Source organism: Pseudogulbenkiania subflava DSM 22618 (genome assembly GCF_900177275.1).
GTDB lineage: Bacteria > Pseudomonadota > Gammaproteobacteria > Burkholderiales > Chromobacteriaceae > Pseudogulbenkiania > Pseudogulbenkiania subflava.
In genome coordinates, this window is record NZ_FXAG01000010.1 from 35,743 (window position 1) to 54,427 (window position 18,685).

An 18,685-nucleotide genomic window follows, 5' to 3' on the forward strand; every position below is an offset into this window, starting at 1 on the left:
ATATTTTCAGGGCGCACGAGCGCCATCAGTCCTGACGCGGATAGGGTTCCTCTTTCGTGCGTCGTCTGCCGCCCGCTTGCCGGGCATCCGAAAGAACGTACAAGGAGTGTAGGATCATGAGTTCCAACGCCATTTTCTTTGGCTGGAACCGTTCGCTGCCGGGGCGCGAGCGGCTCAGTGCCGAGCATTTCCAGGAGTTCGTGCAGTACCTTGCCGCCTTGCAGTTGCGTGGCAGCATCGACGGCTTCGAACCGGTATTCCTCGAGCCGCATGGCGGCGATCTGAATGGCTTCATCTTGATCCGCGGCGAGCAGGCCAAGCTTGATGCGCTGCAGGCCAGCGACGACTGGGTCACTCACATGACCCGCGCCATGCTGCACCTGGATGGTTCCGGAGTGGCGCGCGCGCTGACCGGCGACTTGGTCCACGGACGCATGGCCTTGTGGACCGGCCTCATCCCGTCGTCCTGATCCTCACCCAACGACCTGTCCGGCCCGATGCCGTGGCTTGGGGCTGGCGTCGCTCCGGCTAGCCGCCGATCTGCGCCGTCGCCAGCTCTCCCACCCGCACCAGCGCCGCCAGGAAGCGCTCGTCCAGCGGCTGGCAGCACGACAGGCGCAGCGCGTTGCGGTAGCGCCCGCTGGGCGAGTACAGCGGGCCGGGCGAGATGCTGATGCGCTCGGCGATGGCGGCGTGGAACAGCGCCACCGTGTCGCACGGCTCGGGCAATTCCACCCACAGCAGGAAGCCGCCGGAGGGCCGTGTGGCGCGGGTGCCGGCGGGGAAGTGGTCGGCGATCAGCGCGCGCACCTTGTCGACGTGCACGGCGTAGCGGCGCTTGAGCGCACGCAGGTGGTGGTCGTAGCCGCCCGATTCCAGGAACAGCCCCAGCGTCTCGCTCAGCACCAGCGGTTCGGCGATCGAGGTGGCGAACTTCAGCTTGCGGATCGCCTCGGTGAAGCGCCCCCCTTCCATCCAGCCGACGCGGAAGTCCGGCGCCAGCGTCTTGGTGTAACTGGCGCAGACGATCACCCAGCCGTCACGGTCGAAGGCCTTGACTGCCGGCTGCAGCGAGTCGGCGAACTGCAACTCGGCGTACAGCGCGTCCTCGATCAGCGGCACGCGGTACTGGTTCGCCAGCGCCGCCAGCCGTTTCTTGTTCTCCAGCGGCATGGTCGAGCCCAGCGGATTGTGCACGTTGGGCATGGCGATCACGGCGTTGAGGCGGCCTTCGGCCAGCAACAGCTCCAGCGCGTCCAGCGACAGTCCCTGCTGCGGATCGGTGGGAATCTCTACCGCCTTCAACCCGAGGCTGGCGAATAGCGGCAGCAGGTTGAAGTAGGTGGGGGATTCGATGCCGACGGTGTCGCCGTGGCGCGTGATGGCGCGCAGTGCCAATTGCAGCGCCTCCATGCAGCCGTGGGTGAGGATGATGTCATCCGGCTGTAGCGCCATGCCCAGTTCCAGCCCGCGCCGGGCGATCTGGGTGCGCAGCCGTTCCGAGCCGGGCGGCAGCGCGTAGGTGCTGACCAGGCCGGGGTTCTTGCGCAACAGCTGGCCCATCAGCCGTGCCAGCTTGGCGCCGGGGTAGAACTCGCCGCCGTGCGGGCAGGCCAGCGCCATGTCGATGTAGCCGGGGGTCTGCTGCGCCTTGAGCGAGGCGCCGATCAGGTCCAGCACCGCGCCGTCGGTGCCGCGCGCCGGACCGGCGGCCTGCGCGGTGCGGCGTGCCGGCAGCGGCAGGCGCGAGCGCACGTAGTAACCGGACTGCGGCCGCGCCTCGATCAGGCCGCGGTCTTCCAGCACGCGGTAGGCCGCCACCACGGTATTGAGGCTGAGGCGGCGGCTCTCGGCGGTGCGCCGCACCGACGGCAGGCGCGAGCCGGGCGGCAGCGTGCCGCGGCTGATCGCCAGCGACAGGTCTTCCGCCAGTTGCTGGTACAGGGTGAGGTTGGCCGAAGCGAGCGTTTCCATGGCGGGGCAGGATCGTGGACGGTGACAGCGGCCATGATAGACGAAGGTGACAGCCGGGTGGAAGTGGAGACTGTCACCATGACAATTTATATTTATTGCCACTGTATCAGCTTGTGGGCGCTGGTTAGCATGGTGGACAGAACCACTCATGAAGGAGCGCCGCCATGCTCGAACTGCCCTTGCTGACCTATTTCGCCGTGATGTCGATCACCCCCGGCCCCAACAACCTGATGCTGGCCGCCTCCGGCGTCAATTTCGGCTTTCGCCGCACCGTGCCGCACCTGCTCGGTATCAGTATCGGCAACGGCTTCCAGCTTTTTGTCATCGCCTCCTTACTGGCGATGGTGCTGGGATGGGTCGAGTCGGCGCGCCTGCCGCTGGCCTTGGCCGGTTGCCTCTACCTGCTGTGGCTGTCATGGAAGATCGCCCGCGCCGGCCATCCCGAAGCGCGCGCCAAGGCCCGGCCGCTGGGTTTCTTCGGCGCCGCGCTGTTCCAGTGGCTCAATCCCAAGGCCTGGGTGATGGTGGTCAACACCGCCATTCTGTTCATGCCGGCGGGGGCGACCGACCGGGTGATCGCGGCACTGGTGCTGGCGGTGACCTGCATGGCGATCAATTTTCCCTGTGTCAGCGTGTGGGCCTGGACCGGCGACCGGTTACGCCAATGGCTGGCGGAGGACCGGGCGCGCCGGCAGTTCAACACCGTCATGGCCGTGCTGATGGCCGGCACCGCGTTGTGGCTGCTGGGCGACGAAATCCGCCACGCCGGTCTGCTGTGAACGATGTCCGTTTTTGGCAGGGTGTTGTCCGCCGGCGGCCTCGTGGCAAGGCCGGGCGATGGTTATGCTGAGGGCTGTTTCCTACAGGAGCCCAACCCCATGAGCAAGCCGAAGACCGCCCTGCTGGTGATCGATGTCCAGCAATCCTTCCTGCACCGTCCGTATTGGAACGACGCCGAACTGCCGGTGTTCCGCCATAATCTGCAGGCGCTGATCGCCGGCGCCGAGGCGCGCGGCGTGCCGGTGGTCAATATCCTGCACGAAGACGGCGACGGCCCGTTCTCCGCCGCCTCCGGGCTGGTCACGCCGCTCGACTGGCTGACCCACACACCCGCCGCCTCCTTCGTCAAACACGTGCACAACGCCATCATCGGCTCCGGCCTGAAGGAGTGGCTGGACGAGCGTGGCATCACCCGGTTGGCGATCAGCGGCATCCGCACCGAGCAGTGCTGCGAAACCACCACCCGTGTGGCGTCCGATCTCGGCTACCAGGTGGATTTCGTCACCGACGCCACCCTGACCTTCGCCATGACGCACCCGGTCAGCGGCCGTACCTGTAGCGCCGCCGAGATCCGCGACAAGACCGAGTTGGTGCTCGCCGGCCGCTTCGCTCGCATCGCCAGCGTCGACGACGCGCTGGCGGCGATGTAAGTCTGATCTCCCGATACGGAACCAACACCATGCTGGAACTCAGACCGAGTTGTGAACACTGCAATACCGCGCTGCCGCCCGACTCGCCCGAGGCGCGCATCTGCAGCTTCGAATGCACCTTCTGCGCCCGCTGCGTCGACGAGGTGCTGGGTAACGTCTGTCCCAACTGCGGCGGCGGCTTCGCGCCCCGGCCGATCCGTCCGGCGCGCGACTGGCACGGTGGCAACTCTCTCGGCAACTATCCGTCGAGTCAGCGCGTGGTCTACCGCCCGGTCGATGTGGCGGCGCACGCGGAATTCGTCGCGTCGCTCGGTGCGCTGCCGCCCGAGCGGCGTTGAAGGGAGGGTGGAATCATGGAGCAGAACGTGTTTCGGCCAACCCCGTATCAGCCCCGTCCGTTGGCTGCGCGCGGTGTGCTGGCGGCACCGGATGGCTGGCGTCTCAAACTGTACGACATCGCCTACGATGCCCTGCCGTTCGACGAGGCCCGCTTCGCCGCCGGGGTGGAGGGCGCACTGGCCGGGTTGCCGCCGCCGGCGTTGACGGCGCAGCGTCCCGGCGCCGGCGCCCTGATCCGCCACGCCGGGCGCGGCATGGACTATCTGGTGTTAGAACCCCTCCCATTAGGCGGCTGCGCCTTCGCAGCTTGAGCGCCGGCGGTACTGCGTGCGAATCCATCGCTGAGCCAATCAAAGATTGGCACGCAGGGATTCGCTCAGCGATCAGGAATCCTCATGTACTCTATGTACATTCCGGTTCCTGTGCTCCGGCGGCACTCAACCTGCCTTGGCTCGCTCGCCTACTGGGGTAGACTCTTAGTCTATTGGGATAACGACAACGAGTGCCTGGTGCGGGTCTGGGTGCGCGACGAGAACGGCTGGCGTGCGGCGCGCAGCGAGTCGTTCTGCGTGTGGGATCTGCAGGTGATCTGGCACGAGCGCGAAGCCTGCGTGCGCCACCTGTTGACCGACGCACCGGACATGGACGGGTATCTCGCCGATACCCTGTGATCAATCGACTGGAGGCGACATGCCGCTGACCGACATTGCCCAGGCGCTGGCCATCGTGCTGGTGTGGGGCGTCAATTTCGTGGTGATCAAATGGGGCGTGGCCGACGTGCCGCCGCTGCTCCTGGGCGCGCTGCGCTTCACGCTGGCGGCGTTGCCGGCGGTGCTGCTGGTGCGCCGCCCGGCGGTGCCGTGGCGCTGGCTGGCGGCCTACGCGCTGACCGTCGGCGTCGGCCAATTCGGCCTGCTGTTCTCCGCCATCAAGCTCGGCATGCCGGCCGGCCTCGCCTCGGTGGTGCTGCAGGCGCAGGCCTTCTTCACGCTGCTGTTGGCCTCGCTGGTGCTGGGCGAGCGCTGGAAGGCGGCGCAGCTGGTCGGCCTGTTGTGCGCGCTGGCCGGGCTGGCGCTGATCGGCGTGGGCAAAGGCGGCAACATGACGCTGATCGGCTTCGCCCTGACCGTGGCGGCGGCGTTGAGCTGGGCCGCCTCCAACGTGGTGGTGCGGCTGATCGGCCGCGCCGGCTACCGCGTCGAGCCGCTCGGCCTGGTGGTGTGGTCGAGCTTGGTGCCGCCGGTGCCGTTCCTGATGCTGTCATTCTGGCTGGAAGGCGGCGAGCGCATCGCCGCCGCGCTCGGTCATTTCTCGCTGCCGTCCTTGCTGGCAGTGGCCTATCTCGCCTTCGTCGCCACGCTGTTCGGCTACGGGCTGTGGAGCCGGTTGCTGGCGCGCCACGCCGCCAACAAGGTGGCGCCGTTCTCGTTGCTGGTGCCGGTGGTGGGGCTGATCGCCGCCAGCCTGCTGCTGGGCGAGCGCTTGAGCGCCGGGCAGGCGGTGGGCAGCCTGCTGCTGTTGGCCGGACTGGTGATCAACGTGCTGGGCGAGCGCCTGCGGGACTACTGGCGCCAGCGGGAGGCCGCCGGTGCGTGAAGTCTGTTTCGTGCTGACGCCGGGCTTCCTGCTGCTCGACCTGGCCGGCCCGGCCGAGGCGTTCCGCATCGCCAACCAGTTCGGCGCCGAGTTCGCCTTGCGTTACCTCGGCGTCGGCGACAGCGTCACCTCGTCGCTCGGCCTGCCGTTGGGCGGCCTCGAGCCACTGCCCGACACGCTGGCCGACGGCACGCTGCTGGTGATCCCCGGTGTGACCGGTTCGGCCGAGGCGTACGACAGCGACGCGGCGCGCCAGCTCGCGCGCTGGCTCGCCACTCATGTCGACCCCAGCCGCCACCTGCTGGCCACGGTGTGCTCCGGCGCCCTGCTGGCAGCGCGTGCCGGCCTGCTCGCCGGGCGCGACTGCACCACCCACCATGTGCACCTCGAGCACCTGCGCCAGTTCGACGCGAGCGCCAAGGTGCGCGAGAACCGCGTGTTCGTCGAGGACGGTGCGGTGTTCAGCAGCGCCGGCGTGACCGCCGGCATCGACCTTGCGCTGCATCTGATCGCCCGTCTCGCCAGCCCGGCGCTGGCACGCGACGTGGCGCGCCACATGGTGGTGTACTTCCGCCGCTCGCCGCAGGACCCGGAGCTGTCGCCCTGGCTCAGCCACCGCAACCACCTGCACCCGGCGGTGCACCGCGCGCAGGACCTGATCGCCGGCGAACCGGAGCAGGCCTGGAGCGTGGAAACGTTGGCCGAAGCGGTGCACGTCAGCCCACGCCACCTGGCGCGGCTGTTCCGTCAGCACGCCGGGGTGTCGGTGCACGACTATCAGCAGCAAATCCGGCTGGCGCGGGCGCGGCAATGGCTCGCCGCCGGGCTGTCGCGCGAGAAGGCGGCGCTGTCGGCTGGTTTCTCGTCAGCGCGCCAGCTGGGGCGGGCCGAGCGGCACGGGGCGTAAAACCGCACTGCCGGCTCAAGTTTTTTGCCGGAGCGCCGATAAACCGGTTGACGCTTCATGACGTTGATTCATACCATCCGGTCAAAATAATCTTCGGTAATTGCCATGAAACCTGCCTCGCTGCTCCGCCTCTCCGTGTTGACCCTGGCCCTCGCCCTGAGTGCCTGCGCCGCCCCGCGCCAGACGACGGCGTCGACGGCCAGTGGCAGTGATCCGATCAGCGGAGCCGGCTACGTCGGAGCCGGCATCGAGCCGGAAGCACCCAAGGTCGTGGTGAAGGAAGTGAATCCCTACCAGCCGGTCACCATCCGCGTCACCGGCGTCGGCGCCGCGCCGCTCGGCAACACCCTGAGCCCGTCGCAACGCAAGCTGCTGGGGCTGCGCGCCGCCAAGCTCGACGCCTTCCGCGCCGTCGCCGAAGAAGTGCAGGGCATGAAGCTGGTCGGCAACAGCTCGGTCTCCAACATGCTGGCCACCAACGACGCCTTCCGCACCTACGTCGATGCCTACCTGCGCGGCGTCAAGGTGCTCTCCAACACCATGGCGCCGGACGGCACCACCGAGGCGGTGGCCGAGATCGTGCTCGACAACGACTTCTACCGCGAATACAAGAAGGCGCTGGACCGCAGCGGCAGCGTGATGAAGGCGGCGCAACAGAGTGCCGTGGACGGCGTCGCCTGTACCGACGGCAACTGCGGCGCCAGCCGTTACGACAGCAACTTTTATGTAGCGCAGTGATGAAGTCGCTGCGTCGCACCTGCCGCCTTGCCGCCCTCGTGGCGGCATTTGTTTTGCCGCTGGCGCCTGCCGGTGCGGCCAAGCTGCTGGGCACCGGCATGGCCACGCTCGACAACGGCGTGCCGGCGGCGCGCGAACTGGCCATCCAGGACGCCGTGCGCCAGGCCGCCTTGACGCAGGGCGCCAGTGTGCAGTCGACCGAATACGCCGACAACGGCCAGCTTGGCGACAGCACCCGGCTCACCGCCGCACCGCTGTCGGGAAAGGTGACGGTGCTGCGCGAATATCAGCGTGACGATCTCTACTACGTCGAGGTGGAGGTCGACACCGACGCCATGCGCGCCGCTCCCCAGCGCTGCGCCCCGCCCGGCGGGAGGGAGCTCAAGCGGCGCGTGGTGGCCACCTATTTCAACGTCGAGCACCCCGCCGACGCCTCGGATATGCCGGAGCTGGCCACCCAGCTGCCGGTCGAACTGGCGCGCCGCCTGCCGGTGGGCGGGCCGTTCCTCGCCAGCGCCGCGGGCCAGGTCTCGGTGCTGGCCGACCCGCGTCTGGCCGAGCCACAGGCCGGCGCCGATACCGTGCGCGAGATCGGGCGCCGCGAGGGCGCGCAATTCGTGATCGCCGGGCGTGTGCTGGATACCGCGGTCGCCGCCAAGGGGGTGCGCGCCTCGCTGTTCGACGGCGATCACGGCGGCGAACAAGGCGTGTTCTACAACGGCCCGTTTTCCGGCCTGCTGGGCGGCGCGGTGCGCTACCGTCCCACGGTCCGCCAGTTCGACGTCGAAGTCTGGGTCTACGATGCCCTCACCGGCGGCCTGCTCGCCAATCACCACCTCAGCACCAGCGGCATCGGCCAGGTGGCGCCGCCGGCGCCGCGCCCGTTCGGTTCCACCGCGTTCTGGCACAGCGACTACGGGCGCGCGGTGGACACGCTGCTGGAACGGGCAGTACAGCAGACCGCCGACACCGTCGCCTGCATCCCGTTCACGGCGCGCGTGGCCCGGGTCGACGCCGGCAAGCGCGTCTACCTCAACGCCGGCGGCCTGGCCGGCCTCGCCGTCGGCGATCGCCTGCTGCTCTACAAGCCGCAGCCGGCCAGTCCGTTGCGCAGCGCCGGCTCGACCGGCGAGCTGGGCATCGCCGAAGCGTTGTCCGGTACCGTGGTGCTGACCCAGGTGCAGCCGGGTCTGTCGATCGGCATCGTGCAAAACGCCCGCCTCGCGGTGGAAGAGGGCGATTACCTGCGCTTCCTGCCGCCACGCTAGTCTCATTCCGCCGAGTTGCCCCGTCGCCCGCGTACCAGGTGGGTGACACCGTCTCCGCCCACCTCGTGCGGGGTGCCCTCCCCAGCACTTTCCTTTCCCGTTTCCCCGCCCCTGGCCAGCCGGGGCGGGGAGGTGTGCGTTGTATCGGGTTCGTTTCTGCTTGGTTGATAATCATTCTCGATGCATATATAGTGCCATGACTGATAGCAATTCTCACTTGTATTGACAGCGCAGGAGTCTGATCTTGAAAAAGCAGCTGATGTTTGCCGCGGTGCTGGCGGCGTTTGCCGGTTCGGCGATGGCGGAAGAAATCGTGGTCTACAGCGCGCGCGCCGAGCAACTGGTGAAGCCGCTGGTCGAGGCCTACAAGAAGGAAACCGGTGTCGACGTGAAGCTGGTGTCCGACAAGGAAGGTCCGCTGATGGAGCGCATGCGTGCCGAAGGCAGCAATAGCCCGGCGGACATCCTGCTGACGGTGGACGCCGGCAACCTGTGGCAAGCGTCGAAGATGGGCCTGCTCAAGCCGGTCAGTTCCAAGGTGCTGGAGGCCAACATTCCGGCCCACCTGCGCGACCCGAAGAACGAATGGTTCGGCCTGTCGATTCGTGCCCGCACCCTGTTCTACAACACCCAGAAAGTGCAGCCGGCCCAGCTCTCCAGCTACGAGGACCTGGCCGATCCGAAGTGGAAGGGCAAGCTGTGCCTGCGCACCTCGAAGAAGGTCTACAACCAGTCGCTGGTGGCGATGCTGCTGAGCGAGCATGGTCCGGTCAAGACCGAGAAGATCGTGCGCGGCTGGGTCGACAATCTGGCCACCGACGTGTTCGCGGACGATACCAAGATGCTGGAGGCGATCGCCGCGGGACAGTGCGAGGTCGGTCTCGCCAACACCTATTACTACGGCCGCCTGATGAACAAGAATCCCAATCTGCCGGTCGGCATCTTCTGGGCCAACCAGAAGGGCAAGGGCACCCACGTCAATATCTCCGGCGCCGGGGTGGCGAAGTACGCCAAGAACGAACGCGGCGCGGTCAGGTTCATCGAGTGGCTGTCGTCCGACAAGGCGCAGAACTTGTTCGCCGACGTCGACATGGAGTTTCCGGTCAACCCGAAAGTGAAGCCGGACCCGAAGGTGGCCGCCTGGGGCAGTTTCAAGCACAACCTGATCAACGTCTCCAACGCCGGGGCGCGCCAGGCCGAGGCGGTGATGCTGATGGACCGGGTCGGCTACAAATAAGAGCCTATCCCATTAGGCTGCTGCGCCTTCACATCTTGAGTGTCGGCAGTGCGCGGAATCCTCATGTACTCCATGTACATTCCGGTTCCTGTGCGCTGGCGACACTCAACCTGCTTTGGCTCGCACGCCTACTAGGATAGTCTCCGAGCGCTGTCCGTAATCGGGTTGGAAAAAAGCCGGTGGGAATTTCTCCGCCGGTTTTTGCCTTTCCGGCGAGGCGTGCCGTGCTGGGTGTCCTGCGCAGGGCTTTTGCGGGACAATTGCAAATCCTTATCATTTCACAAGCGAATCCATGCTGTCTTCCGCGCGCCGCTGGCGCCCCGTGGCGGCCCTGGTCAGCCTCGTCACCGTCATTCCGCTCTCGGTTATCCTAGCGGCGCTGGCGGTCCCGGACGGGGCGGTCTGGGCTCACCTGCAGAACCACCTGTTGCCGGAACTGTTGCGCAACACCTTCTGGCTGGTACTGGGCGTCGGCAGCGGGGTGCTGCTGGTCGGCATGCCGCTGGCCTGGCTCACCGCGCTCTACGAGTTTCCCGGCCGGCGTTTCTTCAACTGGGCGCTGATGCTGCCGCTCGCCATGCCGGCCTACGTCATGGCCTTCTCCCAGCTTGGCCTGTTCGACTTCACCGGCCCGCTGCAAAGCTGGCTGCGCGCCGCCACCGGCGACTCCAGCTGGGTGCCGTCGCTGCGTTCCACCGGCGGCGTGGCACTGGTCATGACCCTGGCGTTCTACCCCTACGTCTACCTGCTCGCGCGCAACGCCTTCGCCAGCATGGGGCGGCGGGCGCTGGAGGTGGGGCAATCGTTCGGCCTGTCACGTGTTAAGGGTTTCTGGCACGTGGCGCTGCCGATGGCGCGGCCGTGGATCATCGGCGGCGTGACGCTGGCGCTGATGGAAACCCTAGCCGATTTCGGCACCGTCGCCATCTTCAATTACGACACCTTCACCTCGGCCATCTACAAGGCCTGGTTCAGCCTGTTCTCGCTGCCGGCGGCCAAGCAGCTGGCGTCGCTGCTGGTGCTGATGGTGTTCGTGCTGGTGTGGCTGGAACAGCGTGCGCGCGGCCGGCGCGCCTATACCCAGACCGGCCGCGCCGCACCGTTGCCGCGTTTGCGGCTGACCGGCTGGCAGCGCTGGGCTGCGACGCTGTGGGCGGGGCTGGTGCTGCTCTTGGCCTTCGTGCTGCCGTTCGGCCAACTGTTGTGGTGGGCGTGGCAGCTGGCGGCGGAGGAGTTCAACGCCGACTTGCTGGGCTACGCACTGCGTTCGGTGGCGCTGTCGCTGATGGCGGCCGTGGCGGTGGCCGTGGTGGCGCTGGCGCTGGCCTACGCCCAGCGGCGCGACCCGCACCCTGCCACGCGGCTGCTGGCCAAACTGGCCACGCTGGGCTACGCCGTGCCCGGCACGGTGCTGGCGGTGGGGGTGTTCGTGCCGGTGGCCTGGCTCGACAACCTGCTCTTGGGCTGGTTCGGCGGCGCGCTCGGTCCCGACGTCACCGCCATCTTCAAGGGCACGCTGCTGGTGATGCTGCTGGCCTACGTGGCGCGCTTCCTGGCGGTGGGCCATTCCGCCATCGATAGCGCAATGGGGCGCATCACCCGCAGCCAGGAAGAAGCGGCGCGCAACCTCGGCTACGCCGGCTGGGGGCTGCTGCGCCACGTGCACCTGCCGCTGTTGAAGGGCAGCCTGTTTACCGCCGTGCTGATGGTGTTCGTCGACGTGATGAAGGAAATGCCGATCACGCTGATGACCCGCCCGTTCGATTGGGACACCCTGGCCGTCCGGGTGTTCTCCTTTACCACCGAAGGTCAGTGGGAGCATGCCGCGCTGCCGGCCGTCGCCATCGTGCTGGCCGGCCTGGTGCCGGTCATCTTGCTGTCCCGCCAGAAAGATCACGCCTGAATCATGACTGCATTGCTTGAATTGGATTCCGTCAGCCAAGCCTACGGCACCACCACGGTGGTCGAGGCGATGAGCTTCACGCTGAACAAGGGCGAGATCGCCTGCCTGGTGGGCAGCTCGGGCTGCGGCAAGACCACGGTGCTGCGCTGCATCGCCGGTTTCGAGCCGGTGAATGGCGGCGAGATCCGCCTCGACGGCAAGGCCATCAGCCGCCGGGATTACCTGTGCCCGGCGCACGAACGTCACATCGGCATGGTGTTCCAGGATTACGCCTTGTTCCCGCACCTGACCGTGGCCGGCAACGTCGCCTTCGGTCTGCGCGCGCTCGGACGCAACGACAGTGCGGCGCGGGTGCAGGAGATGCTCGAGGTGGTGGGCCTTGCCGGCCTGGCCTCGTCCTACCCGCACGAGCTCTCGGGCGGCCAGCAGCAGCGCGTGGCACTGGCACGTGCGCTGGCACCGCGGCCGCGCCTGTTGCTGATGGACGAGCCGTTTTCCAACCTCGACGTCGATCTGCGCGAGCGCCTGTCGCGCGAGGTGCGCGACATCCTCAAGCACGAAGGCACCACCGCCATCCTGGTGACGCACGACCAGAACGAAGCGTTCGCCATGGCCGACCGGGTGGGGGTGATGCAGGGCGGGCGGCTGCTGCAGTGGGACACGCCGTACCGGCTCTACCACCAGCCGGCCACGCGCTACGTGGCCGATTTCATCGGCCAGGGCGTGTTCCTGCCTGGCCGCGTCAGCGGGCCGCAATGCATCAGCCTGGAGATCGGCGAATTTTGCGGGATGCTGCCGCGGGATTTCGCAGTGAACGACCGGGTGGACGTGCTGCTGCGCCCCGACGACGTGCAGCACGATGATGCCAGCCCGATGACCGCCATCGTCGAATCCAAGGTGTTCCGCGGCGCCGAGTTCCACTACACCCTGACGCTGCCGTCCGGCCAGCGCGTGCTGGCGCAGGTACCGAGCCATCACAACCACGCCGTGGGTGAACCGATCGGCATCCGTCTGGAGCTCGATCACCTGATCGCCTTCCGCCACAGCTGAGGTGACAAACAGGCGCATGCCGCGTCTTAGAACCTGTTCACGATCTTGTTGCGCGTCCCTGATCGGGGCTCATGTGCACTGCGTGCGAATCTATCGCTGAGCCAATCTCCGCGTGCAAATCTTTAGATCTGCCCAGCGATAGATTGGCACGCAGGGATTCGCTCAGCGATCGGAAATCCTCATGTACTCCAGACCATTCCGGTTCCTGCGCTGCTCTTCACCCCGCTGAGGGCTGCTCGCGACAGATCGTGAACAGGTTCTTAGGCGCCTCGGCCTGGGCGCGCGCGGATAACAAGGTTGGCCGAACGCCATCACCCGCGTTCGGCCAACCTTGTCCTTTTCGCCGGGCCAGTCAGCTGGCGTGGTTCTTCAGCCGGAACACGCCGACCCCCAGCAGCATGAAGGCTCCACCGCACACCCGGTTGAACAGCCGGGCGCGCCCATCGGTGGTGAACCAGCCCTTCAGCGAGCGTGCTAGCAGCACATAGCTCAGGTGCGACAACACGGTGCAGGCGGCAAAGGTCGCGGTCAGCACCAGAAACTGCTCGGCTACCGCTTGGTCCGGGCGCATGAACTGCGGGAACAGCGCGGTGAAGAACAGGATGCTCTTGGGGTTGGTGATCGACACCAGGGTCCCGCGCAGGAACAGCTGACGCGGCGACTGCATGGCCGGTGCTGCCACCGGAGTGGTCTGGGCGAACAGATTGGCTCGGCTCTTCCACTGGCGCAGCCCCAGATAGATCAGATAGAGCGCCCCGCATACCTTGAGCAGCAGAAACAACGTTGCCGAGCTTTTCAGCAGCAGCCCCAGTCCCGCCATCGCCGTGCCCGAGACGACGAACACGCCGAGCACGTTGCCACTGGAGCAGATCAGCGCGCGCCGTGCGCCCAGGGTCAGCGAGTTGGAAATCGCCAGCAGTACCGCCGGCCCCGGGCTGAGGGCGGTCGCCAGCGCGACGGTGCTGTAGAGCAGCCAGGTTGTAAGGGTCATCGTCACGGTCTCCTGTCGTGGTCATTGGTCGATGCGGCGCGGGACGGCGGAAGGCCGGACCTCGCGCCAGGCTCCATGCCAACATTCTACCAGCCCTGCAGCACCAGCTTGCCGACCATGCTGCCCGACTCCAGCAGGCGGTGCGCCTGGCGCAGGTTCTCGGCGTTGATCGGCGACCACGTCTCGCTCAGCGTGCCCCTGATCCGGCCGCTGTCGACCCAGCCCGCTACCGTCTCCAGCAGGCGGTGTTGTTCGATCTGGTCGGGTGTGCGGTACATCGGACGGGTGAACATGAACTCCCATACGTGTGTTGCGCTCTTGAGCTTGAGCTGATCCTGTACCAGAGGGCCGCGGTTCTCGACGATGGTGACGATGCGCCCCTGCGGGCGGATCAGCTCGCCCATCGTTTCCCAGTAGCCGTCGGTATCGGCGGCGTTGAAGATGTAGTCGACATGCGGATGCCCGTGCAGCGTCATCGCCGCTGCCAGCGGTTGGTGGCGGTCGAGCACCAGGTCGGCGCCGAGCTGGCGGCACCAGTCGGCGCTGTGGGGCCGACCAGCCGTGGCGATCACCGTCAGCCCGGCAAGCTTGGCAAACTGGATCACCAGCGAGCCGACGCCGCCGGCGCCGCCGATCACCAGCAGGCTCTTGCCCGCATCGGCACCGTCCGGATCGAGACCGAGCCGTGCGAACAGGCCCTCGTAGGCGGTGATAGCGGTCAGCGGCAGGGCCGCGGCGGCGGCGAAGTCGAGCGAGGCCGGCTTGTGGCCGACGATGCGTTCGTCGACCAGCTGGTATTCGCTGTTGCTGCCCTGTCGTGTGATGTCGCCGGCGTAGTAGACCGCATCGCCGGGCTGAAACAGGGTCACGTCCGGGCCGACGGCCTCGACCACGCCGGCAGCGTCCCAGCCCAGCACGCGCGGTCTGGGCTCCACCTTGTCCTTCGGTGAGCGCACCTTGGTGTCGACCGGGTTGACCGACACGGCCTCGACGCGCACCAGCAGGTCGTGCCCCTGCGGCAGCGGGCGTGGCAGCTCGACGTCGAGCAAGGCTTCAGGATGGTCGATCGGCAGGTAACGGGTGAGGGCGACGGCTTTCATGGCGCAGGCCTTTCTGGAGAAATGACGATGTGCAACCAGTGTGAAACAGGCAGATTTTTTGATAAATAGAGTATATTTTGATTGTTTATCAAAAAAATAAAGAGAATGGAGCCGCTCAGCGATCTGCACATCTTCTGCGCTGTGGTCGAGCAAGGCAGCTTGGTCAAGGCGGGTGAACGCCTCCATCTGTCCAGCGCCGTCATCAGCCGGCGCCTGATCAACCTCGAGGCGCGCCTCGGGGTGCGGCTGTTGCAGCGCACCACCCGGCGCCAGGCGCTGACTCCGGAAGGCGAGCTGTATTACCAGCGCGGCCGCGCTGTCCTGGACGAGCTGGCCGAAACCGAGGCCCTGCTGATGGCGCGTCAGCACCAGCCGTCCGGCGTGCTCAAGGTCACCGCCTCGGCCTCGTTCGGGCGCCAGCACCTGGCGCCGCATCTGCCGGCCTTCCTCGATCGTTATCCGCAGCTCGAGGTGCACCTGCTGCTGACCGATGCCGTGCTCGACCTGGTCGACGGCGCTCTCGATCTGGCGATCCGTATCGGCCGGCCCGACAAGCCGGGGCTGGTGGCGCGCCAGTTGTGTGTCAACCGGCGCATCCTGTGCGCCGCCCCCGGCTACCTGGACCGGCAGGGCGAGCCGCAGCACCCGGCCGAGCTGGCCCGGCACAATTGCCTGTTGCTGGATGAGGTGGGCACGCGCAGCCAGGTCTGGTCGCTCGACGGGCCGCAGGGGCCCTCCGAGGTCGAGGTGCGTGGCAACCTGGTGAGCAATCTGGGCGACGCCGTGGGCGAGGCCTGTCTCGCCGGCGGCGGCATCGCGATCCGTTCCATCTGGGCGGTCAGCGACGCCCTCCGCGCCGGGCGGGTGCGCCGGGTCCTGCCCGGCTATGCGCTGCCGACACAGGAGGTATTGGCCATCTACCCGAGCCGGCGTCATCTGTCGCCCAAGGTGCGCGTCCTGATCGACTTCCTGCAGCAGACCTTCGGCGATCCCCCGTACTGGGACCAGCAACTGGACGTCCAATGAAAAACGCGGCCATGGGCCGCGTTCCTTGCCTGTTTCCTGGCGCCGGGGGTCAGCCGGCGAGCCACGTGCCCGGATGGCGTTCCAGCCAGTTGCGGATCGCGCGCGCGTCGTTGACCCGTGCCGACGGCGCGCCGGCGGCCAGTAGCACAATGATCAGCGGCTGCGAACCGACCGTGGTCTGCAGCACCATGCAGCGCCCGGCTTCCTGAATGTAGCCGGTCTTCTGCAGCGAAATGTCCCAGTCGCCCTCGCGCACCAGCGCGTTGCTGTTCTTGTAATGCAGCATGCGGCGCGAACCCGACACCACCTCATGCTCCTGCGTGGTGGTGAAGGTGCGTATCAGCGGGTAGCCGTTGGCGGCCCGGACCATGCGAGCAAGGTCCATGGCGGTTGCCGTGTTGCGCACCTCAAGCCCGGTCGGGTCGTAGAACACCGTGTTGTTCATGCCGAGTGCGCGCGCCTTGCGGTTCATCTGTGCGACGAATGCCTGGGTGCCGCCGGGGTAGGTGCGCGCCAGCGCGGCAGCGGCACGATTCTCCGACGACATCAGCGCCAGCAGCAGCATCTCGCGGCGCGGCAGTGTGGTGCCCACGGACAATCGCGACGAGGTGTTCTTCAGCCGGTCGATCTCGCTCTCGGTGATGGTGATCGGCTCATCCATCGACAGACCGGCGTCCAGCGTGACCATCGCCGTCATCAGCTTGGTGATCGACGCGAACGGCAGCGGCAGATCGGTATTTTTCTGGTACAAGGCTTCGCCATTGGCACCGTTGAGCACCAGTACCGTGTGCGAATTCAGGTGCGGCGCGCCAGTCATGTTGGCGGCGACCTGAATGCCTCGAATCCCGGCGCTGTCGGCGTGGGCGGCAAATGGCATGGCGAGAGCGGCGGCCACCAGCCAACCCGCAAAATTCCTTAACATTATCAACTGCTCCCGTACGTCATAAGGGGGTGGAACGAACACTTTTATTTTAAACAATCCACCGCGGCCGTGTGGCGGTAAATTGCCAAAAAATACTGACTCATCCGTGGCTCGGGAGTTTCTTGCCACACTCTTGTAAAATGAAGGTCTCAAGCGCCCAAACCGAGAGCAGCATGATCGTCACCTACCCCGATAGTCCGTTCAAGCTCCATCAGCCGTTTCCGCCCGCCGGCGACCAGCCGGCCGCCATCGCGCAGCTGGTGGAAGGGCTGTCCGACGGCCTGTCCTACCAGACCCTGCTCGGGGTGACCGGCTCCGGCAAGACCTTCACCATGGCCAACGTCATCGCCCGCACCGGGCGGCCCGCGATCATCATGGCGCACAACAAGACGCTGGCGGCCCAGCTCTACTCCGAGATGCGCGAGTTCTTTCCCGAGAACGCGGTCGAGTACTTCGTCTCCTACTACGATTACTACCAGCCGGAAGCCTACGTTCCCAGTCGCGACCTGTTCATCGAGAAAGACTCCAGCATCAACGAGCACATCGAGCAGATGCGCCTGTCCGCCACCAAGAGCCTGCTGGAACGCCCCGACTGCGTGATCGTCGCCACCGTGTCGGCGATCTACGGTATCGGCGACCCGTCCGACTACCACCAGATGATCCTGCATCTCAAGGAGGGCGAAACCATCGCGCAGCGCGAGATCATCGGGCGCCTGGTGGCGATGCAGTACGAGCGCAACGACCTCGACTTCACGCGCGGCACCTTCCGCGTGCGCGGCGACGTGATCGACATCTTCCCGGCGGAATCGGCCGAACTCGCGCTGCGCGTCAGCCTGTTCGACGACGAGCTGGAAACGCTGACGCTGTTCGACCCGCTCACCGGGGTCACCCGGCAGCGGGTCGGGCGCTTCACGGTGTTTCCGTCCAGCCACTACGTCACGCCGCGCGACACCGTGCTGCGCGCCTGCGAGAAGATCAAGCTGGAACTGCGCGAGCGCGTCGATTTTTACCAGCGCGAAGGCAAGCTGGTCGAAGCGCAGCGCATCGAGCAGCGCACCCGCTTTGACCTCGAGATGCTGTACGAGATGGGCTTCTGCAAAGGCATCGAGAACTACTCGCGGCATTTCTCCGGCCGGGGGCCGGGCGAGCCGCCGCCGACCCTGATCGACTACCTGCCCAAGAACGCCCTGATGTTCATCGACGAGAGCCACGTCACCATTCCGCAGATCGGCGGCATGTACAAGGGCGACGCCGCGCGCAAGCTGAACCTGGTCGACTATGGCTTCCGCCTGCCGTCGGCGGCCGACAACCGCCCGCTCAAGTTCAACGAGTTCGAGCGCATGATGCCGCAGACCGTGTTCATCTCGGCCACGCCGGCCGACTATGAAGCCGGCCATGCTGGCCAGGTGGTGGAGCAGGTGGTGCGCCCCACCGGCCTGATCGATCCCGAGATCGAAATCCGCCCGGTGGCGAGCCAGGTCGACGACCTGCTGTCCGAGATCACCCTCCGGGTGGGGCGCAACGAGCGCGTGCTGGTCACCACGCTGACCAAGCGCATGGCCGAGCAACTGGCCGACTACTACACCGAGCACGGCATCAAGGTGCGCTACTTGCACTCCGACATCGACACCGTCGAGCGTGTCGAGATCATCCGCGACCTGCGGCTCGGCATGTTCGACGTGCTGATTGGCATCAACCTGCTGCGCGAAGGCCTCGACATCCCCGAGGTCAGCCTGGTGGCCATCCTCGACGCCGACAAGGAAGGCTTCCTGCGCTCCGAGCGCTCGCTGATCCAGACCATCGGCCGCGCCGCACGCAACCTGCACGGCAAGGCGCTGCTCTACGCCGACCGCATCACCAACTCGATGCGGCGCGCCATCGACGAGACCGACCGCCGCCGCACCAAGCAGATCGCCTTCAACACCGAGCACGGCATCGTGCCCAAAGGGGTGGAGAAGAAGATCAAGGACATCATCGACGGGGTGTACAGCGCCGAGGCCGAGAAGAAGAAACTGGTCGACGACGCGCGCGTGGCGATGATGGACGAGAAAGCGCTGGCCAAGGAAATCAAGCGCCTCGAAAAAGACATGCTGGAGGCCGCGCGCAACCTGGAATTCGAGAAAGCCGCCGGGCTGCGCGACCAGCTCAAGGCGCTGAAGGAAAAGGCCTGGATCAACGAGCTGTAACGTTCACGAGAAAGATTG

General features: G+C 66.5%; 19 protein-coding genes. 15 read left to right on the plus strand and 4 right to left on the minus strand.

Annotated elements, in window-relative coordinates; translation table 11 throughout:
• Positions 1–116 precede the first annotated feature (116 nt).
• Positions 117–470 (plus strand): hypothetical protein, encoded by a 354-nt coding sequence (locus B9N72_RS10620; RefSeq protein WP_085276372.1) that lies wholly within the window; start codon positions 117–119, stop codon positions 468–470.
• Positions 471–528: 58 nt separating this feature from the next.
• On the opposite strand, the gene B9N72_RS10625 is transcribed toward B9N72_RS10620, so the two are convergent.
• Positions 529–1,974 (minus strand): aminotransferase-like domain-containing protein, encoded by a 1,446-nt coding sequence (locus B9N72_RS10625; RefSeq protein ID WP_085276373.1) that lies wholly within the window; start codon positions 1,972–1,974, stop codon positions 529–531.
• Between the two features lie 164 nt (positions 1,975–2,138).
• Between B9N72_RS10625 and B9N72_RS10630 the strand changes: the two genes are divergently transcribed.
• From B9N72_RS10630 to B9N72_RS10685, 12 genes are all read left to right on the plus strand, one after another.
• Positions 2,139–2,753, plus strand: a complete 615-nt coding sequence (locus B9N72_RS10630) for a LysE family translocator (protein WP_085276374.1) — start codon at positions 2,139–2,141, stop codon at positions 2,751–2,753.
• A gap of 99 nt (positions 2,754–2,852) precedes the next feature.
• Entirely contained in the window at positions 2,853–3,404 is a 552-nt protein-coding gene (locus tag B9N72_RS10635) for an isochorismatase family protein (protein WP_085276375.1), read from the plus strand.
• 29 nt (positions 3,405–3,433) lie between these two features.
• Positions 3,434–3,742: a DUF1272 domain-containing protein gene (locus tag B9N72_RS10640; RefSeq protein WP_085276376.1), complete on the plus strand. Its 309-nt coding sequence runs from the start codon at positions 3,434–3,436 to the stop codon at positions 3,740–3,742.
• Positions 3,743–3,757: 15 nt separating this feature from the next.
• The gene (locus tag B9N72_RS10645) at positions 3,758–4,054 is read left to right on the plus strand and encodes a hypothetical protein (protein ID WP_234985948.1); all 297 of its coding nucleotides are present in this window, start codon (positions 3,758–3,760) and stop codon (positions 4,052–4,054) included.
• A gap of 84 nt (positions 4,055–4,138) precedes the next feature.
• Positions 4,139–4,414, plus strand: coding sequence for a hypothetical protein (locus B9N72_RS10650; protein ID WP_234985949.1), 276 nt, complete (start codon positions 4,139–4,141; stop codon positions 4,412–4,414).
• Positions 4,415–4,433: 19 nt separating this feature from the next.
• Positions 4,434–5,339 carry an EamA family transporter gene (locus tag B9N72_RS10655; protein WP_085276377.1) on the plus strand — a complete coding sequence of 302 codons (906 nt, stop codon included), beginning with the start codon at positions 4,434–4,436 and terminating at the stop codon, positions 5,337–5,339.
• Positions 5,332–6,246 carry a GlxA family transcriptional regulator gene (locus tag B9N72_RS10660; protein ID WP_085276378.1) on the plus strand — a complete coding sequence of 305 codons (915 nt, stop codon included), beginning with the start codon at positions 5,332–5,334 and terminating at the stop codon, positions 6,244–6,246. Before B9N72_RS10655 ends, B9N72_RS10660 begins: the two co-directional genes overlap by 8 nt.
• 105 nt (positions 6,247–6,351) lie before the next feature.
• Positions 6,352–6,984 (plus strand): LPP20 family lipoprotein, encoded by a 633-nt coding sequence (locus B9N72_RS10665; protein WP_085276379.1) that lies wholly within the window; start codon positions 6,352–6,354, stop codon positions 6,982–6,984.
• The gene (locus B9N72_RS10670) at positions 6,984–8,252 is read left to right on the plus strand and encodes a flagellar assembly protein T N-terminal domain-containing protein (RefSeq protein WP_085276380.1); all 1,269 of its coding nucleotides are present in this window, start codon (positions 6,984–6,986) and stop codon (positions 8,250–8,252) included. The genes B9N72_RS10665 and B9N72_RS10670 overlap by 1 nt, the downstream gene beginning before the upstream one ends.
• 244 nt (positions 8,253–8,496) lie before the next feature.
• Complete coding sequence (locus tag B9N72_RS10675) at positions 8,497–9,489, plus strand: extracellular solute-binding protein (protein ID WP_085276381.1); 993 nt, start codon at positions 8,497–8,499, stop codon at positions 9,487–9,489.
• Between the two features lie 292 nt (positions 9,490–9,781).
• Entirely contained in the window at positions 9,782–11,392 is a 1,611-nt protein-coding gene (locus tag B9N72_RS10680; protein ID WP_085276382.1) for an ABC transporter permease, read from the plus strand.
• Between the two features lie 3 nt (positions 11,393–11,395).
• Positions 11,396–12,442 (plus strand): ABC transporter ATP-binding protein, encoded by a 1,047-nt coding sequence (locus B9N72_RS10685; protein ID WP_085276383.1) that lies wholly within the window; start codon positions 11,396–11,398, stop codon positions 12,440–12,442.
• A 352-nt stretch (positions 12,443–12,794) separates the two neighbouring features.
• Here the strand turns inward: B9N72_RS10685 and B9N72_RS10690 are convergent, their stop codons facing one another.
• Both B9N72_RS10690 and B9N72_RS10695 read right to left on the minus strand, forming a co-directional pair.
• Entirely contained in the window at positions 12,795–13,433 is a 639-nt protein-coding gene (locus B9N72_RS10690; RefSeq protein ID WP_085276384.1) for a LysE family translocator, read from the minus strand.
• Between the two features lie 86 nt (positions 13,434–13,519).
• A complete protein-coding gene (locus B9N72_RS10695; RefSeq protein WP_085276385.1) occupies positions 13,520–14,533 on the minus strand; it encodes a zinc-binding alcohol dehydrogenase family protein in 1,014 nt (337 codons plus the stop codon).
• Between the two features lie 105 nt (positions 14,534–14,638).
• Here B9N72_RS10695 and B9N72_RS10700 point away from each other — a divergent pair, with 105 nt between their 5' ends.
• Complete coding sequence (locus tag B9N72_RS10700) at positions 14,639–15,559, plus strand: LysR family transcriptional regulator (protein WP_085276386.1); 921 nt, start codon at positions 14,639–14,641, stop codon at positions 15,557–15,559.
• 49 nt (positions 15,560–15,608) lie between these two features.
• Here the strand turns inward: B9N72_RS10700 and B9N72_RS10705 are convergent, their stop codons facing one another.
• Complete coding sequence (locus B9N72_RS10705; protein WP_085276387.1) at positions 15,609–16,481, minus strand: serine hydrolase; 873 nt, start codon at positions 16,479–16,481, stop codon at positions 15,609–15,611.
• 173 nt (positions 16,482–16,654) lie between these two features.
• Here B9N72_RS10705 and uvrB point away from each other — a divergent pair, with 173 nt between their 5' ends.
• The gene (uvrB, locus tag B9N72_RS10710; RefSeq protein WP_085276388.1) at positions 16,655–18,667 is read left to right on the plus strand and encodes an excinuclease ABC subunit UvrB; all 2,013 of its coding nucleotides are present in this window, start codon (positions 16,655–16,657) and stop codon (positions 18,665–18,667) included.
• Positions 18,668–18,685: the final 18 nt, after the last annotated feature.